Annotated in this window: 20 protein-coding genes; 17 read left to right on the top strand and 3 right to left on the bottom strand. The window is 38.0% G+C overall.

Annotation, left to right across the window (positions count from 1 at the left end):
- The 3 genes from K1J10_RS08370 to K1J10_RS08360 all read right to left on the bottom strand — a co-directional run.
- A partial coding sequence (locus tag K1J10_RS08370; RefSeq protein ID WP_223356742.1) for a helix-turn-helix domain-containing protein occupies nucleotides 1-242 on the bottom strand: 242 nt, incomplete at its 3' end.
- A 63-nt stretch (nucleotides 243-305) separates the two neighbouring features.
- Nucleotides 306-737, bottom strand: a complete 432-nt coding sequence (locus tag K1J10_RS08365; RefSeq protein WP_223356740.1) for a hypothetical protein — start codon at nucleotides 735-737, stop codon at nucleotides 306-308.
- Nucleotides 738-1,231: 494 nt separating this feature from the next.
- On the bottom strand, nucleotides 1,232-1,570 hold the full coding sequence (locus tag K1J10_RS08360) for a helix-turn-helix domain-containing protein (protein WP_223356745.1): 339 nt from the start codon (nucleotides 1,568-1,570) through the stop codon (nucleotides 1,232-1,234).
- 650 nt (nucleotides 1,571-2,220) lie between these two features.
- On the opposite strand from K1J10_RS08360, the gene K1J10_RS08355 reads away from it, so the two are divergent.
- The 17 genes from K1J10_RS08355 to K1J10_RS08275 all read left to right on the top strand — a co-directional run bounded on the left by K1J10_RS08355 (nucleotide 2,221) and on the right by K1J10_RS08275 (nucleotide 16,384).
- Nucleotides 2,221-2,403 carry a hypothetical protein gene (locus K1J10_RS08355; RefSeq protein WP_223356738.1) on the top strand — a complete coding sequence of 61 codons (183 nt, stop codon included), beginning with the start codon at nucleotides 2,221-2,223 and terminating at the stop codon, nucleotides 2,401-2,403.
- Between the two features lie 34 nt (nucleotides 2,404-2,437).
- Nucleotides 2,438-2,734 (top strand): hypothetical protein, encoded by a 297-nt coding sequence (locus K1J10_RS08350; protein WP_006149313.1) that lies wholly within the window; start codon nucleotides 2,438-2,440, stop codon nucleotides 2,732-2,734.
- Between the two features lie 21 nt (nucleotides 2,735-2,755).
- On the top strand, nucleotides 2,756-3,217 hold the full coding sequence (locus K1J10_RS08345; RefSeq protein ID WP_223356737.1) for a conjugal transfer protein: 462 nt from the start codon (nucleotides 2,756-2,758) through the stop codon (nucleotides 3,215-3,217).
- 13 nt (nucleotides 3,218-3,230) lie between these two features.
- On the top strand, nucleotides 3,231-4,919 hold the full coding sequence (locus K1J10_RS08340; RefSeq protein WP_223356735.1) for an FtsK/SpoIIIE domain-containing protein: 1,689 nt from the start codon (nucleotides 3,231-3,233) through the stop codon (nucleotides 4,917-4,919).
- A 207-nt stretch (nucleotides 4,920-5,126) separates the two neighbouring features.
- Nucleotides 5,127-6,359: a replication initiation factor domain-containing protein gene (locus K1J10_RS08335; protein WP_223356734.1), complete on the top strand. Its 1,233-nt coding sequence runs from the start codon at nucleotides 5,127-5,129 to the stop codon at nucleotides 6,357-6,359.
- Between the two features lie 14 nt (nucleotides 6,360-6,373).
- Entirely contained in the window at nucleotides 6,374-6,607 is a 234-nt protein-coding gene (locus K1J10_RS08330; protein WP_045759896.1) for a hypothetical protein, read from the top strand.
- A gap of 1 nt (nucleotide 6,608) precedes the next feature.
- Entirely contained in the window at nucleotides 6,609-7,166 is a 558-nt protein-coding gene (locus tag K1J10_RS08325) for a conjugal transfer protein (RefSeq protein ID WP_223356732.1), read from the top strand.
- Between the two features lie 11 nt (nucleotides 7,167-7,177).
- Nucleotides 7,178-8,173 carry a conjugal transfer protein gene (locus K1J10_RS08320; RefSeq protein ID WP_223356730.1) on the top strand — a complete coding sequence of 332 codons (996 nt, stop codon included), beginning with the start codon at nucleotides 7,178-7,180 and terminating at the stop codon, nucleotides 8,171-8,173.
- 9 nt (nucleotides 8,174-8,182) lie between these two features.
- Nucleotides 8,183-8,407 carry a TcpD family membrane protein gene (locus K1J10_RS08315; RefSeq protein WP_135782867.1) on the top strand — a complete coding sequence of 75 codons (225 nt, stop codon included), beginning with the start codon at nucleotides 8,183-8,185 and terminating at the stop codon, nucleotides 8,405-8,407.
- 2 nt (nucleotides 8,408-8,409) lie between these two features.
- On the top strand, nucleotides 8,410-8,820 hold the full coding sequence (locus K1J10_RS08310; protein WP_135782866.1) for a conjugal transfer protein: 411 nt from the start codon (nucleotides 8,410-8,412) through the stop codon (nucleotides 8,818-8,820).
- A gap of 13 nt (nucleotides 8,821-8,833) precedes the next feature.
- Entirely contained in the window at nucleotides 8,834-11,338 is a 2,505-nt protein-coding gene (locus K1J10_RS08305; RefSeq protein ID WP_223356727.1) for an ATP-binding protein, read from the top strand.
- A gap of 11 nt (nucleotides 11,339-11,349) precedes the next feature.
- Nucleotides 11,350-13,233 carry a conjugal transfer protein gene (locus tag K1J10_RS08300; RefSeq protein WP_223356724.1) on the top strand — a complete coding sequence of 628 codons (1,884 nt, stop codon included), beginning with the start codon at nucleotides 11,350-11,352 and terminating at the stop codon, nucleotides 13,231-13,233.
- Between the two features lies 1 nt (nucleotide 13,234).
- Nucleotides 13,235-13,459, top strand: a complete 225-nt coding sequence (locus K1J10_RS08295; protein ID WP_223356722.1) for a hypothetical protein — start codon at nucleotides 13,235-13,237, stop codon at nucleotides 13,457-13,459.
- A gap of 16 nt (nucleotides 13,460-13,475) precedes the next feature.
- The gene (locus K1J10_RS08290) at nucleotides 13,476-14,588 is read left to right on the top strand and encodes a CHAP domain-containing protein (protein ID WP_223356720.1); all 1,113 of its coding nucleotides are present in this window, start codon (nucleotides 13,476-13,478) and stop codon (nucleotides 14,586-14,588) included.
- Nucleotides 14,589-14,604: 16 nt separating this feature from the next.
- Nucleotides 14,605-14,853 carry a DUF3173 family protein gene (locus K1J10_RS08285; protein ID WP_223356717.1) on the top strand — a complete coding sequence of 83 codons (249 nt, stop codon included), beginning with the start codon at nucleotides 14,605-14,607 and terminating at the stop codon, nucleotides 14,851-14,853.
- Between the two features lies 1 nt (nucleotide 14,854).
- Nucleotides 14,855-16,006, top strand: a complete 1,152-nt coding sequence (locus K1J10_RS08280; protein WP_223356715.1) for a site-specific integrase — start codon at nucleotides 14,855-14,857, stop codon at nucleotides 16,004-16,006.
- Nucleotides 16,007-16,084: 78 nt separating this feature from the next.
- Nucleotides 16,085-16,384: a YbaB/EbfC family nucleoid-associated protein gene (locus K1J10_RS08275; RefSeq protein WP_048690824.1), complete on the top strand. Its 300-nt coding sequence runs from the start codon at nucleotides 16,085-16,087 to the stop codon at nucleotides 16,382-16,384.
- The last annotated feature ends 455 nt before the right edge of the window (nucleotides 16,385-16,839 follow it).

Below are 16,839 nucleotides of genomic sequence, written 5' to 3'. Positions count from 1 at the left end.
TTTTGGGCAGCATCTGCATAATAGTGTTGGTAGTAGACCTTCTTATTATTAATTTGTTTTACTTGCTTGACGGAACCTCGATTAATTTCACGAGTAATAGTAGATCGATTTCTTCCCAGTCGACGAGCAATCTCCGCTGGTTTGATTCCTAAACATAAATAAACCTCAATTTTTCCTCGTTCAGCTTCAGATAAATGTTTGTAGGATTGATTTGTGGTAGAATAATTAGTGGACATGTTCATTTTCCTTTATACTGTTTTTCGCAACTCTAGTATATCAGATGAACATGTCTTTTTTGTTGCACTTCATTTTACAACAGGGCAATTTTCACCATTAATTAAACTAAGTAAATTTCTAAGATGTTCTATAAGATTACCGAAATTTGTGAGCCCAAAGAACACAAGGGAACCGGATATGAAAGTGAAGAATGTATTGTTTTTTTTAGAATTTTTACTTTTATTAACTCGTTTAATTGTATCATAATCAATTTCTTGTTTTTGGCATTCTATGGCCATAGCATTATATATATGAATCAAACCAGGATAATGCCCTGCTCCCTTAAATTTATAGAAATATAATTTGTAATATTTAAAAAATATCTTATCAAATATTTGTATTCTAGGTTCTACATTTGATTCTACATTTTTTTTTCTTTGATAAAAATAGAAAAATATAAATAACATAGTTATTTGAATATACAAACTATTTTCCAAAAATAAACTAATTAAATTTTTCATTATTCTTATTACTTCCTAATTTAAAAGATAAACCTATAAAAATCAATCAACAAGAAAACGACTGACTAATATTATAATTGCTAGTACCTGTTACACTTTCCTCAAGGAGCCCGTTCTTAATATAAAAGTGATCATCTTGCAACATTTGATCGTATATTTTTTGAGCAATATCTTTCTTGTACATCATGACAATATTTCTCATACCATTACTGTTATATTTATCTTCATAATTATCACAGACCTGGCTAATAAGTTTAAAAAGTAGAGAAGAGCATTTTTCATAATCTATCTCTGGTTTATCTCTCAGTAATTCAAGAATTACTTTCTTTGGATTATAGCCATCAAAATCAATTCCATCGCTCGTCAATCGTTGAATATCGGATAAGTCCTCTAAGTTTTGAAGAAGTACTTATTCGTTTATTCTAGAAATAGCATTACCCATAATTTAAATATATTTATGTTTTATTCAAGATAAATCTATTGTTAAATTAAATTTATAATTTCGTATCTCCTTTATTGAAAGCTTTCTTTCTTTCATCCATGAATTCAATCAATTCCTTCTTAAAGATCTTCTTTTCTTCTTCAGTTAGACCTTGTGAATTCATACGAAATAAAAGTTCTACATTATCTAGTTTCTCATCATTTCCCGCAAGGTAGTCCATCGTAACTCCGAAGAAATTCGCAAATTTCTCTAAAGTTTCAGACGATGGCTTTCTTTTACCACTTTCCCATTGCTGATAATTAGGTTGTTTGATCCCAAATTTTTCCGCAATTTCCTTTTGTGTTAATCCTTTTTTTAATCGGAGTTCTTTTAATCGTTCTGGAAATCCCATTGCTAATTCCTCAAAAAATTTTAAAATATTTTGCAATAATCTCTTGACAATATATTCAACTGAGTATATAATATAAATATATTCGAAAGAGTATATATCTTCTAAAAATAATAACCTTATTTTAGAAGGCTTAGATCATTGACAATTAAATAAAAAGTGCGTCTGACAACCAGAGGACTGACTATCAAACTACACTAAACTTCATACCTTTATTGTAATCTATTTGATGGGTAAAGTCAAGTCCGTTTTATGGTTGAAGTGAAGATAGAAAACATTTTTGTGGGCTTCCACGCATTTCGGACTTTCGCACTTTTCCGAATAGTAAAGTGAACTGGCTTCGCCAAAGGGCGTAAGAGAATCTTAAGGGTATGATCATGACTCCCCAATGAGATTGGCTGGGAAAGCGATGGTAATTGACGCAAAGCACCTTGCTAAACGTTGCCACCGTGGAAAGAGGGATCTTTCCAACCAAATAACTTTTCTTTACTGCTGTCTATCTAATAAGATAGACTTACTCTCAAGCTACTAAGTTCTTTCCTTTTTTCACTTAGTAGCTTTTTTACTTATTACAATAAAGGAGAATGATATGACAAACTTTTTTCGCACTACAATGTAAACGACTCTATGATAACTATGAATTTACCTATGGCATGTTTAGTGAATCTGATAAACTTCAGGCTAAACTCTATGCTCAAGCTCAAGTAGATCTAGATCATCTGGCTCAAGATGCTAGTAGAAATGGCTATGCTCATGGTGATATTCAATTCTATAGTCGTATGTTTAAACGCAAATTATTTACTCACTATTACTCAAGAGTGAAGCAACTAGCTTAACTCTTTTAATTTTACACTCAGAAAGGAAAATCTTATGATCTCAGAAACACTTAAAATGAAACCAGAATTTATTGGCCCTGCTTACTATGAACGTTTAGGAAATGCTCCTAAATTTATTTTTGGAAAAGAAGGCAAATACCAACGTCACATTCTAAATAGCGCAGAGCACGGTGCCTTTCATGTTATCACACCAGCTTCTACAACGGTCTTTCCAGAAGATGCTCTAGTAGAAACTGTCAACCCAATCTTCTTCCCTGATACTGCTTTAAACGGCAATACTGTTGCACCTTATCTCAATGTCTTTGCGGAAAAATTAGTAATTAAAAAATAAGAAATAAAAGGAGAAAATCACATGGCTAAAATTGGATTAAACTACGGAGAAAAACTACAAATTGCTGACAAGACTTATCGTGTCATTACAGATGGACTAGATGTCCCAGCTGTCCTTGGAAAACTGTCTTTCCGAGGCATTGAGGGCCCTGATATCATCTTTGAAGTGGATCGCTCACAACGAAATCCTGATGGATCATTTGTCCAAGTCAATACAGGTGAGATCCGTGGAATTGTCGTAGGGATTCATTCTTCTGTCCAGCACGAAACCCTCTTTTTCACTATCGCAGATATGTCTGAGTCTGAAATTGAAGACCTAGGTATTAAATACCGAGAAGAGGTTGAATTGGAAGATATTGTTATCACTCATACCCACGTCAATCGTAATGATATCTATAAGCTCTTTGCTTCTAAAATCAAGAAAAAAACTGGAGGCACACCAACTAAAGAAAACAAACCAGTAGAAAATAAGAAGGAAAACTAGGAGGTGATGCAGGATGAAACTCTTTATCTATCGTGGAAAAAGAGTTCGAGTTTTTCATCGTAAACTAAAGGGAATCACATGGTTTATCTGGTGGTTCCCTTTTTTATTGGCTATTAGTTACTACAGCTACTTACATTTAGAAGAATTAAAAGTTCATCCCTTACCCCAAGGATATTTTCTAGGAGCTGGGCTTCTCTTTTCTTTAATCTTCTCTTGGTTTATTAATCGGCTTTGCTACAGGAAGATGCTCTTTTTTCAAAAGCTAAACAGCCTTCGAATTCTTTCTCGCTTTTTGTTAGAGAATAACCTCTATCTCGTTAAAAAGGTTAGACGCGAAAACAAAATCATTGAAAAAATTACTTTACCTCAAGTGTATATCAAACAGTCTCGCTATAAGATTGAAGTGAGTTTCATTCTAGAAGGCAATAAATTTCAAGATCGCTTTCTCAACCTTGGAGCTACTCTTGAAGTCATGTTTAATGGTGACTTTCGTAATAAAACCTTTGATAACCGCTTTATCAAATATGAAATTGCTATTAACCGGATTGATAGCCGAATCACCATCGATGAAGTAAAAGTTAAAGGCTCAAAACTCCAGCTCATGAAGGATGTAGCTTGGGATTATATTGAAGAACCTCATCTTCTCATCGGTGGTGGAACTGGTGGAGGAAAAACCGTTGTTCTCATGACCATCATCTATGCACTAGCTAAAATTGGCTTTGTTGATATCTGCGATCCAAAAAATTCTGACCTGGCTGGATTAAAGAAAATTCCAGTCTTTCATGGTCGAGTTTACACTAGTAAGGAAGATATCATCAACTGTTTTAAAGAGAATGTAGAGTTCATGGAAAAACGCTATGAACAGATGTCTACTTCGCCAAAATTTCAAGCTGGAAAGAACTTTACTCACTATGACATGAAACCAAAATTCATTCTAGTAGACGAGTGGGCAGCTCTCATGGCCAAGATTGACCGTGACTATAGCCAACAGTCAGAACTCATGGAATATCTCTCACAGTTAGTTCTAGAAGGTCGTCAAGCTGGTGTCTTTATTATCTTTGCTATGCAACGGCCCGATGGTGAATTTATTAAAACTGCTCTTCGGGATAATTTTATGAAGCGTCTCTCCGTCGGTCATTTAGAATCAACAGGATATGACATGATGTTTGGTGATGCTAATAAAACAAAAGAGTTCAAAAAGCTAGATGAAATTAATGGAGTCAAGGTCAAAGGACGAGGCTATATCGCAAACAATGGTGAGTTGGCTGGTGAGTTTTTCTCTCCTTATGTACCGCTTGATCAAGGTTTTTCATTCTATGATGCCTACTCTAACATTCCGATCATGGAGTTTGAAGGAGAAGAATTCTCAGTATTTGAAGAATATAAACCAACAGTTGAAACAATTGATCCTATAGAGGAAGAGGAGACTTTAGAAAATGAACCAAACAAACGACCACTCAAAGAATTTGCGGACGAACAAAATCTTAAAATGCCAACCTTACGCAAGATTATCTATCTCTTAACAGAACAAGGGATCATCTTTGAACGGACTGTATCCGCTATTCTAGTGGATCCTTTTCAAGAAAAACTTCTTCTTGAAATCCTCGCTCAATTTGAAGAGGGAGGACGCAGGTCTTATCCAAAAGCAGTTGAAGCGACGATTGTTCATCATGGGCTAGGACAAGGGCAAGGGCAAGCCTGACCGCAGGTCAGGCGCAGACCGTAGCCCGAAGTTTCTAGGCCATGATGAAACTTCAACCCCCGTTTTCTAATAGGGGGGTTACATTTGGCAAAAACGCCAAGTCCACCCCTCCTCATTCCTTATGGGAGTTGGGTTTTCAATTTTTATGAAGTGTGTCACTTTCGTCAAAAAAGTGTGTCACTTTGTTAGAAAGAGGTGTTGCGATGAATGGACAAGATTAGTCCTTTTCATATTAAGAATTTCAGAAAACAAACAGGACTTAGTCAAAAAGCATTTGCACAAGCTGTTGATCTTCCAACTAGAACCTACCGTTCTTATGAAACAGGCGAAAGAGGACTGACAATTGATAAGTTTAGAGAACTAAAAGAAAGGCTTGGTTACTATCAAGATTGCGATAAAAACAGTCTGCGGGCTCAAATCGACTATCTACGATTGACCTTTCCCAGATTAAAGGATCTAGATGCTTTCTGTGAAAACTTCCTTCACTGTCACCTCAGTGAATTTACAGATCAAGAAACTCGCCTTATGAACTATACCCACTTATGGCAACGAGGGAACATCTGGATTTTTGATTTCTTTGATAAGTCTGTGACCAATGATTACCAAACTTGCCTTCAACTATCAGGTCAAGGATGCCGTGAGTTAGAATTACTTCTAGAAGACAAGGGAATCACTTGGCAGATCTTTCTTCAAAATATTCTTTATTCCTATGAAGACGTTCGGGTGAAGCGACTCGATATTGCTCTAGATGAACTCTATAAGGGTTATGGTCACGAGGACGAACAAATTCAGATTCCCAAATTGATTGATAAACTCTATTCCAAAGAGATTGTTCTAGATACGATCAAGAAATGGAATATCACGGGTGGTGGATCTTTCACAGATAATGAAGACATGGAAGCGAATCACGGCTTGTCCATTTACTTTGGGAGCCGTCAAAGTCAGCTCTACTTCAACTTTTATGAAAAGCGCTATGAAATAGCTCGAATGGAAAACATCTCCTTGGACGAATCCTTGGAGATTTTTGGTATCTGGAATCGCTATGAACTTCGTTTCTCAGATCAGAAAGCTCAAGGCATTGTGGAGGAATACATCAACGGTGTAGATCTCGGAGAAATCGCACGAGGTATCATCAATAAAGAAATCCAAGTCTATGATGGAGTTACTCGTTTTGGAGCCTATAAACCTGATGAGAAATGGCAACGGCTCTTTGGAGGTGTCGAACCCTTAAAGCTCTCAACCAACCCACAGCCTTACAGTATTGAGCGAACGATTCGCTGGCTGTCCTATCAAGTTGCTAACTCTCTTGCACTAGTCACTGAAGCAGACAAGATCCTCCAAACAGAATACATGAAAATGATTCAGAACAGCGGAGAAATAACAGATCGAGGAAAAGCCATGTTACGACTTCTCAAAGCCAATAAACACTATGAACACTAGAAAGGAAAAACTATATGGAATACAAAGTTCAAATCAATTCACTAGATAACTTTAAAGCCTGGTCTGGTGGACTAACTACCTTGAATACTGTCCGAGAACGTGGTGGAGTAGATACTCTAACCGTCATTTGTGAAGATATCTTCTCTGGTGATACGCCAACAGAAGGACAAATCAATGACTGGCTCTGGTTTGATTCTGATTTTATCTACCAAGCTCTAGGCTACGATGATCTGCTTGAGGCTTCTTAAGATGCTGAAGAAGATCTATCAAGCAGATTTTCTGCTTCTTCCAGAACAAGAATTCTGGCATATGTATATCCTCTTACGAAAGGGCAAAGACTTCTACTACGAATGTGCTGGCAGGTGCACAGAAGATCTTCCGGATAGTAGGGGGTTCTATAACTATGAACATGCCTGTTTTACTTTAGATGGTCAAGTGTTGAGCGTAAATAAAAAAATGCGCCCCTCACTCATTGCTTATATTCAAAAGACCATCAAAGACAATCAAGAAACATTTAGAAAGGAAATTGAAATGGCCACTAAAACTATTTTTGAAAAGAAAGTCTCTCAAGTCACGAATGAACTGGGAGAATTACTGAAAAAGAAAGATCATAGAGAGGCTTGGACCAAGGCTGGAGAGTTAAATAGTCTCCTTAAAAAAGAAGAAGCCAAGGATCTAAAACCTGACCTGATCGAACAACTCCAAACTGAGCTACGAGGCTACTATTACATTAATGGCGAGATCGAAAAAGCCAATAAGCGCCTCTATGCAAAAGGCTCAAAGCTCATTGAACTAGCTGCTCTCTAAAAGGAGGATCTATGGATAAAGCTAAACGCTACTTGCTTCAAGCAAAAGAATACCTCTCACACTTTAAAAAGGTGGAGAAAAAAGGAGGGCCACCAAAACTAAAAGTCACCAATAAAAAGACCGTCAATATCGCAGTCATAGGAGGAATTGCTTTCCTCCTTTTTGTTGGTCTCTTAGGATCTATCCGTGCTATCACACTTTCAAATAAGGTAGGTACACTACAAGCTCAAGTGGAGGCTACTAAAAAACAAAAGGCACAACCAATGGAGTCTAGTAGAAAATACGACTACAAACTCCAGTACTACTTGAACGACTATGTCTACGCTTATTTCACCCTCCCACAAGAAGGAGATAAACAACAAGCTCAAGTGGAATACTTAAATAGCTTTTACAACTTCATTCCTGATGTGAAAGCCCAAGGTCAAGTTCGAAATCCTAGTGAACTCCTCTATTCTCAGTTAGTGACTGTAGAAGGGAAGGTTGCGACCTATAAGATCAAATACAAGGAAACGATCCGCCGGGACAATAACATGGAAGAAAAAGAAATTGTGACAGGTTTCAATATTCCATTTGATGAAAAAGATGGGAAATACTATATCTCTGGCCTTCCTTGGTTCTCTGCTATTGAATCCTCACAAGCTGGACACTTTAGTGAAGATGATCAGCTACAACTAACCGCTAATGATCACTTTTCGGATACTCAGCGTAAGAAGGTTGAAAAGTTCCTCAAGGTCTTCTTTACCAACTATACTACTAACCAAGATAACCTTAATCTGATTGCTAAGAATGTGGATATTATAGCCAATACCACCTTCAAGACAATTGATTATACCTATCTTAAAAAAGATGGAAAAAATCTAATTGCCTATGTCCAAGCAACCTTTGAGGTCGGAGGAACCACTCATTCGGAAAACTTCACCTTTACCCTATCGGAAAAAGAAAAGACCTACTATGTCACTAAACTAGAACACACCATTCCACTGAATTATGCAAATAATAAAGAATAGGAGAACTCTATGAATACAGACAATCTACGAACCTTCCTCCAGGGCGATGGAATTTGGATCCTGACAGCCATTGCTGTAACATTAGCTATAAAGGCTTGGCGAAATAGTTCCTGGCTCCAGCTTTTCTACGTCGTTGGTTTCTATGCCGTCATTGTTTCGATGGCTAAAGGACAAGAAATCCTAAAACCAGTCGGCTGGTTCCTGCGTCTTTTTGGAGTTGAAACAGGACTTTAATCATGAAAGAAGAAAGACTTTATGATTACAGTAAGGGCCTAAATGCACCTTATTGGATCCAAGAAATTAAGACAAAAAAGGGCACTCGATTATGGTACTTTGCGACACCTATGCAGTTGTCCTTTTTCATTGTCTTTATCATCGTTTTTGTGGCCATGTTACTCTTTGGAGGGTTTATCTTTGTGCCACTCGCAAAAATCACTCACTCAATTTCTCTCTTGCTCTATTGGTATCTTCCGTACAAATTGGCTAAATTTTATACTGAATACGAGCCTCACGGTAAAAAGATGCACGTCTTTATAGGAGATTACCTGATTTACTTCTGGGATTTTAAGCTAAACAAAAAAGCTATCTACCACGAAGATCGAATAGAGCCTGTAGAAGAAATTGTCTTTGAAAAAACAAATCTATAGAAAAGGAGGACCTATGAGTATTACTTTAACTTATCCTATTAGGGAAACACATGAAAATCTAGCTCTCAAAAAAGATCAAACAGTCGTTGCTTATTACCGTATTCCAAACACTCCTATCACGATTACGGATGATGAAAAAAAGGGCAAACACAAAATTACGGTTGCTCAAATGATGAAGAAGCTCCAGAAAAACAAGTTCTTTGAAATATCTCTGATTCCTAAAGACTATCTTCTAGAAGAGAAAATGCGAGACTTTTCAGACGCTCTAGCAGATGACAGTCGTGAACTAGGAGAAGAACTTCTTCTTTACACGGTGGATCGCCTAACAGATGAAATGGAGATTCCTTATCAGTTTGACTGGGTTGTGGGCGTGACCTTACGCAAACAAAATCATGGAGCTACCGTCAAAGACTTGGCCTATGAGAGCTTTAATGAGTTTACTGAAAAAATCGCAAAAGGTCTGGGCTATGAATATGAATTAAGTCCCACTTGGTATGAAGACTACAAAAGTGATGAATTCACCATTTTCCAAGCCTTCTCTGTCCTTCGGGCAAAACGGTTATCCAATGAAGAACTCTTTTATTACCAGCGAATGCAATACCTCCGCTATATCCCTCACTACAAGAAGGAGGTACTGGCCAATCGTGCTCAATTCAATATCACTGATACCTTGATCAAAGTCTTAAAAGGTGGCTTCCTCAAGCTAGAAAGCCCTTATGGATCCTCTTTTGTGACGATTCTTCCGGTTGGTAAATTTCCTGTTCAATTCAACGGTTTTCATCTTGGCGAATTTATCCAACGTTTGAACTTTCCCGTAGAGCTACGAATCAAGGCAGAATTTATTGATACTGGTAAAATCAAGGGGCGAATGGGACGCTCGAATACACGTTACAGAAACATCATGGAAGAGGCAGAAAATACTGATACTGTCCAACAAGACGAGATCATCATGGGCTCTATCTCCCTAAAGGACTTAATGAAGAAAGTCGGAAACAAGGAAGATATCATCGAATATGGAGCCTATCTGATTGTCTCTGCTTCTAGTGTGAACCAACTCCGTCAAAGACGGCAAGTGGTTTTGAACTACTTTGATGATATGGGCGTTGAAATCAGTGAGGCCTCTCAAGACGGACCTTATCTCTTTCAAGCCCTGCTCTATGGAGAAAACCTCCAAAAGAAAACTCGCACCTGGACACATATGGTCACAGCTCGTGGATTTTCAGAGCTCATGCCCTTCACCAATACCTCTTCTGGAAACCGTATCGGTTGGTATATCGGCCGAGTAGATAACTGGACAGGGCGTTGGGACAATATTGAGAAAGCTATTGATTCCTCAAGGAATATTGTACTCTACAATGCGACAGTGGGAAATAAGGAAGATATCGCTGGAAAGATTACCAAGAACCCGCATATCATCATTACGGGTGCAACAGGACAAGGAAAATCCTTTCTCGCCCAGATCATCTTTTTAAGTGTGGCTTTACAAAATGTTAAAACCCTTTATATCGACCCTAAACGTGAACTTAGAAATCACTACCAAGAAGTGATTAACTCGCCTGAATTCGCACGTCTCTATCCTGAACGCAAGAAACAGATTGAGAACTTTAACTTTGTGACACTGGATAGCTCACTACCATCAAACCATGGAGTCTTAGATCCTATTGTCGTTCTAGATAAAGAACAAGCTGTAGAGGTCGCAAAAAACATGCTTGAGTTTTTACTACAAGCCGTAGATGATGTTACGATGGATCAGAAAACAGCTATCACAGAAGCTATTAATGCGATTGTAGAAAAACGGGTCGCTGGTGAGAGAGTCGGCTTTAAACATGTCCTAAAAGTGCTTAGAGACTCCACTTCCTCTGAAATTGCTTCGGTTGGTCGTTATCTGACCTCAATTGTCACAAACTCTATCTTGGAACTAGCCTTTTCAGATGGGACTACTCGAGGACTTAACTATGAATCACGAGTGACCATCCTTGAGGTCAATAACCTCAAGCTACCAAAAGACGATTCCACAAAGATTTCAGATCACGAACGCAACTCTATTACCCTCATGTTTGCGCTGGGTGCTTTCTGTACTCACTTTGGAGAACGAAATGAAAATGAAGATACTATTGAGTTCTTTGATGAAGCATGGATTCTTATGAAGTCCGCAGAAGGAAAAGCCGTTATCAAAAATATGCGTCGGATTGGACGCTCCAAAAACAATACCTTGGCACTGATTACTCAATCTGTACATGATGCAGAAAATGACGATGATACAACGGGATTTGGGACTATCTTTGCTTTCTATGAAAAGTCTGAACGAGAAGATATCTTAAAACATGTCAATCTCGAAGTCACTGAAAGCAATCTCGAATGGATTGACAATATGATCTCTGGTCAATGCCTATACTATGACGTGTATGGCAATCTCAATATGATTTCCGTACACAACATCTTTGAAGATATTGATATGCTTCTAAAACCAATGAAAGCTACGGTATCATCAAGCCTTGAAAATAAATACGCTAGTTAGGAGGTGAATCCATGCAAGAAGCTTTTGACAAACTAAGGGGAGTTGATATCTTCTCTCTCAAGTCTTACATGGAGCCTACTGGGTTCGCTTCCTTTAACGGGGCTTGGGTTCTGATTAATGAGCTTTTCGTCAACTTCTTCTTTTTCATTCTAAACGCAGTGGTGGGCTTCTTTTCTTTGCTGATTCGAATTCTTGAAAAAATTGATCTCTACTCCAACTACAAGAACTATGTATTTAATGGAGCGATGAATATCTGGAAAGGATTTATCGGTTCAAGTTCTGGCGGAGTCGCAAAACAATCACTCGTTTCGATGTTACTTCTGATTCTAGCGTTCTATCTCTTTTACCAGTTTTTCTTTTCGAAAGGAGCTTTTGCAAGGACTCTCCTTCATGTCTTTCTCGTTCTCATCCTTGGCTTTGGTTATTTTGGAACAATCGCTGGAACATCAGGTGGGCTTTATCTACTTGATACTATCAACCATGTCTCTCAAGATGTCACTAAAAATATCACGAATATCAAGGTGGAATATGGAAATAATAAATCCATTAAAATTGGCGATTCCATGGCAGATAGCTATATTGCAGAAACTTCTTATAAAGCCTATGTCTTTGTCAATACAGGTCAAGAAAACGGGAAATATAAGAATAGCCAAGATGGGAAACAAGAGACTTTTGACGATAGTAAGGTACTAGGAACAGGCGATAAGAATGGAAACTTTAAAGCAGTTAAGTCTAAAGATCGCAATAAATATCTAGATGAACTAGGAAATGGAGCCAATGATGATGGTGAAAAGAACCGATGGGTTTCAGCTATGCCTGATTTCATTTTCACTCGTATGTTTTATGTGATCTTCAAAATCTGTGAAGCCTTCGTATTAGCGATACCGGTTATTTTGATTCAGATGTTAAACGTCATTGCGCAAACACTCGTCTTGATGATGATCCTGCTCTTTCCGATTGTGCTATTGATGTCTTTTGTACCAAGAATGCAGGATTTGATTTTTGGCGTCTTGAAAGTCATGTTTGGTGGGCTGCTTTTCCCAGCTATCACGAGTCTATTAACTCTATTAGTCTTCTACATTGAAAAAATGATTGAAAATATTGTCATTACAGGCTTTGATGGCATCCTTAAAACTCTTCCATCCTTGATCATCTTTGGCCTTGTCTTTAAACTACTCATTTCAGTTGTCTCAAAAGGACTTGTATATTTCCTTCTATGGAAATACAAAGCTGAGCTGATTCAATTCATTCTTGGATCTAAAGCACGAATGGTGGCAAGTGACATTGGAAACAAAGTTGAAAAAGGAGTCACAAAGACCAGAGAGGTGGCTTTACAAGTACCATCGAGAAGTCTTTCATCTGCTCAACACCTTGGGAACTTTGCCTTAGCAGGTGCTGGTTTCGGAGCTGGGATGATGATGAATGCCAAGAGTCACTTCCAAAATGTTGGTTCTTTCTTTACCAATAAGGAATCAGAGCACCAACCCGATGAAGTGCTCCCAACAGAAACACTTGAGACGCCAACAAGTCCAGATGCTCCAGAACCAAGGATTCCAAAAACAAAGACAACGCTTGAAAGTGTTAAACCAGTTGAAGAAAAAACACCAACTCCTTCAATGGAATCCCCAATCACAGCGGAGCCAACATCAAGTTCAAACGAGGAATTTCAAACTCTTAAAGAAGAATGGATTTCTCCATTTAAACAACTCCGCATTAATAGTATTGAGCGCAAATTAGAGGAATATAAAGATCCTCAAGCCATGTACAAAGCTCAAGGATCCAATGCCTTCACTCGTGCTTATAGAAAGACTATGACACGAGACGATAAATTGAGAGCTAATATTGAACGAAGAGACCGATTAACAGAACGCTTAAGACAACTTAGAGGAGAATGATATGAATACCAAGATACGCTCAAGAACTTCTTTTTCAAGAGTTCTTGAAGAAACTCTTTATCAGGCCTACCAAGAAGGAAAACGCTCAGTCGATTTCCTTCTTTTATTTCCAGTCACAGAACAAGAGCGAGACCAAATCATCCTACAGGTTAAGTCCTATTCAGTCGTTTTAGATGCAAAATGGCGTTTTGGGACTGTCCTGTTCACTGCTTATATAAGACATTAACTAGAAAGGAGATTCGATGAAAAAACTAAAATGGTTTCTATTAGCCGGTCTCATTCCTCTCTTTCTACCAGTCCTCATTATTATTATCCTTATGGGAGCTGTCGGAGGTGGCGGAACAAATGGCTCACCCCAATCCCAAAATGGAGTGACTTATGCGGATCACTGGTCAGATGGAGATCCCTATACTCACAACCTACTTGTCCATCGCTTCGGTATCACAGCAGAGCAATTAGACGGCTTTTTAGATACGTTAGGAATCTCCTATGATAAGAACCGAATTAATGGAAAAAAGCTTCTCGAATGGGAAGCTAAATCAAATCTTGATGTCCGTGGAATCGTTGCGATCGCACTGAATGAAAGTTCCCTTGGAACTGCTGGTGTGGCCACCAATCCTGGAGCCAATATGTTTGGTTTTGGTGCCTATGACTCCAACCCAGAATATGCCAATAACTTTAATGATGAAGTTGCTGTTATTGGACTAACCCAACAAACCATCATTGGAAATAAAAACCAAACTTTTAAAATTCAAGATGACAAGGCTAAAAAGTTTGCGAATGGAACGCTCAATCCAGCAACTGATGGCGGGGTCTATTTCACAGATACCACAGGATCGGGAAAAAGACGTGCTGAAACCATGCAAAAACTGGATGCCTTCATTGATGAACATGGAGGAACACCAAAAGCACCCGAACAAACTACAGGAAAAACTAGAGATGGTGGAGGAGTAACTTCAAATGATATACCGGTAGGTTACAGTCTGACAACAGCTATTGATACCACAGGATATATCACTAGTACCTATCCTTGGGGACAATGTACCTGGTATGTCTTCAACCGTGGAAAACAAGTCGGAGTCAACTTTGATCCATTTATGGGAAATGGTGGACAATGGATGAATAAGCCAGGTTTCACAACAACCCATACACCAACAGAACACTCTGCTCTATCGTTTAGCCCTGGACAAGCTGGAGCTGATCCAATATACGGGCACATTTCATTTGTGGAACAGGTCAAATCAGATGGTTCAATTCTAGTCTCAGAGTGTAATGTAAAAGGGTTAGGAATCATTAGTTACCGCACATTTGATGCGGAAACTGCCAAACAATTTACCTATGTTATTGGACATTAGAAAGGAATAGATATAGATGATTCAAGTTGTAGATAAAAATGATTTAATGGAATTGATTGGATATTCTGAAACACAAGCTAGTAAATTAATACGAAAGGCAAAAAGCCAGCTTGTACAAGAAGGATTTGAATGGTATAGGAATAAACGTATTGGACGTGTACCGATTATTACAGTTGAATCCATTCTTGGTTTTCAAATACAATTAAAAAATGATATAATTGATGAGAACCTTCAAAGCGCTGTCATGACTGAAGGAGAAAAATAGCATGGCGGTAATAAAACAGGATGATGGACTGTGGCTAGTTGATATTAGTGATGGTAAAAGTTCCTTAACTGGCAAACGTATACGACATCGCAAATCTAATTTTTTAACAAAAAAAGAAGCAGAGGAATATGCGGCTTATTACCGTATCCATAAGTTAAATCAGATACAGAATACACAAAAACTTACCATTTCCTCTCTTTATGTAATGTTAAAAGAAGAAGATGAGCTTCGTGGAAATAAAAAAGGTACAGTAGATACCCAGAACTCATACTATACCCAATATGTATCGCGATTCTTTGAATACGCTGATATGTCTTCAGTTACCATTCAAGATGTAAAAAAATATCGAGATTGGCTAATTGAACAGCCAAGTGTAAAAGGTGGGACACTTACACCAATGCATATTAACCAACAAATGATTTTTGTTCATAAGTTGTTTGATATTGCTATTTCGAAAGGATATAGACAGGATAATCCATGTGATGCCATTCGGAAACTTCCAGAAAAGCATAAAGAAATGTCTTATTATACTCCTGAACAATTCAAGGAGTTTGAATCTTATTTTGAAGAAAGTGAGTATCCTTTTAAACTTCTGTATCGTGTACTCATGTTTACGGGAATTCGTATGGGGGAGGCACTTGCCTTAACTTGGAGAGATGTTTTTCTTGACGAGGGATATATTAAGATCCGTAAGTCAGCCTATTATCGCAATGGGAAAATACATATTGGATCTGTAAAGACGACTCAATCAAATAGAGAAATCTATATCCATAAAGCTTTTGTGGATGAGTTGAAAACTTGGAAATCAATTCAAAGTCAGAAGCTGGCTAAGCTAACTGATTCAACAGATGATTTACAGATTTTCCAATTTTCAGGGGAACCTATGACTGCTCCGAATGTCTCCAACTTTAGAGCAGCATTCAAGAAAAGATTGCCAGAAGATTTCAAATTGATCCGAAACCATGATTTTAGGCATTCGCATGTAGCCTTTTTGATAAATCAGGGATTGAGGAGAGGAGAAGGAAAGGATTATATCTTTTTCACACTGATGAAACGACTAGGACATAGTTCTATCAATACAACAATAAATATCTACTCACATTTGTTCCCATCACAACAAAAAGAGGTCGCTAACGCATTTGACGATTTTTAGAAAAATGGGCAGAAGTGGGCAGTGAAAATTAAGCAATGGGGTCTAAACCCTTGATACGAAAGGAATCTAGAAAACATTATGATGAATATGCAAAATATGATGAAGCAAGCACAAAAGCTTCAGAAACAAATGGAACAAAGTCAGGCAGAATTGGCGGCTTCTCAATTTGTTGGCAAATCCGCTCAGGACTTGGTCGTTGCTACCTTGACAGGTGATAAAAAGGTGGTATCCATCGAATTTAACCCGGCAGTCGTGGACCCAGAAGATACAGAAACTCTTTCTGATATGACTGTTCAAGCTATCAATGCGGCCATCGAAGAAATTGATGCAGCAACCAAGAAAAAATTGGGAGCTTTTGCTGGTAAATTACCATTCTAAGCATACAGAGAAAACCTCTATCAGATTATAGAGGTTTTAGATTGAAAATAAAGTCTTATGAAAAACTTTCCTTAGGTGAGTACGGACGTCAGCGAACTTCGAAGAAGTTCCATGACTTATTAAGATACAAAGGGCGTCTGCGGATAAAGTCAAAATAGGAAGTTTGACGCAGAATCTTTCGGTTCTAGGAAAACTTATCTTTTTGACACAATCCGCAGCCCGTGTTCAATTCGTTTTGAACCCCCTCGCTCTTTAATTTCCGGGCTCAGGCTAAAACAGTTTCCCAAACTGTTTTACTCTCAAAACTCCCGAGTGCTAGAAACAATAGTGTTTCTAGCACTTTTCTCACAGCGGAAAGTTTTTCATCTTCTTAAATGACTGATAAATTGCAAGAATAAGTGCAACATTTACTTGAACTCATCCTCTAGAGCTTCACAAGCAGTTCTGTAAGCTAA

The sequence above is a fragment of the Streptococcus australis genome (assembly GCF_019930045.1).
Lineage (GTDB): Bacteria > Bacillota > Bacilli > Lactobacillales > Streptococcaceae > Streptococcus > Streptococcus australis_D.
Note: the sequence above shows the minus strand (reverse complement) of the source record. Positions and strands in the feature narration are given on the sequence as shown.

Coding starts and splice junctions, on each gene's coding strand:
- K1J10_RS08360 (WP_223356745.1), bottom strand. CDS start 1,570: ATGGGATTTCCAGAACGATTAAAAGAACTCCGATTAAAAAAAGGATTA.
- K1J10_RS08300 (WP_223356724.1), top strand. CDS start 11,350: ATGCAAGAAGCTTTTGACAAACTAAGGGGAGTTGATATCTTCTCTCTC.
- K1J10_RS08295 (WP_223356722.1), top strand. CDS start 13,235: ATGAATACCAAGATACGCTCAAGAACTTCTTTTTCAAGAGTTCTTGAA.
- K1J10_RS08275 (WP_048690824.1), top strand. CDS start 16,085: ATGATGAATATGCAAAATATGATGAAGCAAGCACAAAAGCTTCAGAAA.
- K1J10_RS08355 (WP_223356738.1), top strand. CDS start 2,221: ATGTTTAGTGAATCTGATAAACTTCAGGCTAAACTCTATGCTCAAGCT.
- K1J10_RS08315 (WP_135782867.1), top strand. CDS start 8,183: ATGAATACAGACAATCTACGAACCTTCCTCCAGGGCGATGGAATTTGG.
- K1J10_RS08350 (WP_006149313.1), top strand. CDS start 2,438: ATGATCTCAGAAACACTTAAAATGAAACCAGAATTTATTGGCCCTGCT.
- K1J10_RS08335 (WP_223356734.1), top strand. CDS start 5,127: ATGGACAAGATTAGTCCTTTTCATATTAAGAATTTCAGAAAACAAACA.
- K1J10_RS08310 (WP_135782866.1), top strand. CDS start 8,410: ATGAAAGAAGAAAGACTTTATGATTACAGTAAGGGCCTAAATGCACCT.
- K1J10_RS08340 (WP_223356735.1), top strand. CDS start 3,231: ATGAAACTCTTTATCTATCGTGGAAAAAGAGTTCGAGTTTTTCATCGT.
- K1J10_RS08280 (WP_223356715.1), top strand. CDS start 14,855: ATGGCGGTAATAAAACAGGATGATGGACTGTGGCTAGTTGATATTAGT.
- K1J10_RS08290 (WP_223356720.1), top strand. CDS start 13,476: ATGAAAAAACTAAAATGGTTTCTATTAGCCGGTCTCATTCCTCTCTTT.
- K1J10_RS08305 (WP_223356727.1), top strand. CDS start 8,834: ATGAGTATTACTTTAACTTATCCTATTAGGGAAACACATGAAAATCTA.
- K1J10_RS08365 (WP_223356740.1), bottom strand. CDS start 737: ATGAAAAATTTAATTAGTTTATTTTTGGAAAATAGTTTGTATATTCAA.
- K1J10_RS08345 (WP_223356737.1), top strand. CDS start 2,756: ATGGCTAAAATTGGATTAAACTACGGAGAAAAACTACAAATTGCTGAC.
- K1J10_RS08325 (WP_223356732.1), top strand. CDS start 6,609: ATGCTGAAGAAGATCTATCAAGCAGATTTTCTGCTTCTTCCAGAACAA.
- K1J10_RS08320 (WP_223356730.1), top strand. CDS start 7,178: ATGGATAAAGCTAAACGCTACTTGCTTCAAGCAAAAGAATACCTCTCA.
- K1J10_RS08330 (WP_045759896.1), top strand. CDS start 6,374: ATGGAATACAAAGTTCAAATCAATTCACTAGATAACTTTAAAGCCTGG.
- K1J10_RS08285 (WP_223356717.1), top strand. CDS start 14,605: ATGATTCAAGTTGTAGATAAAAATGATTTAATGGAATTGATTGGATAT.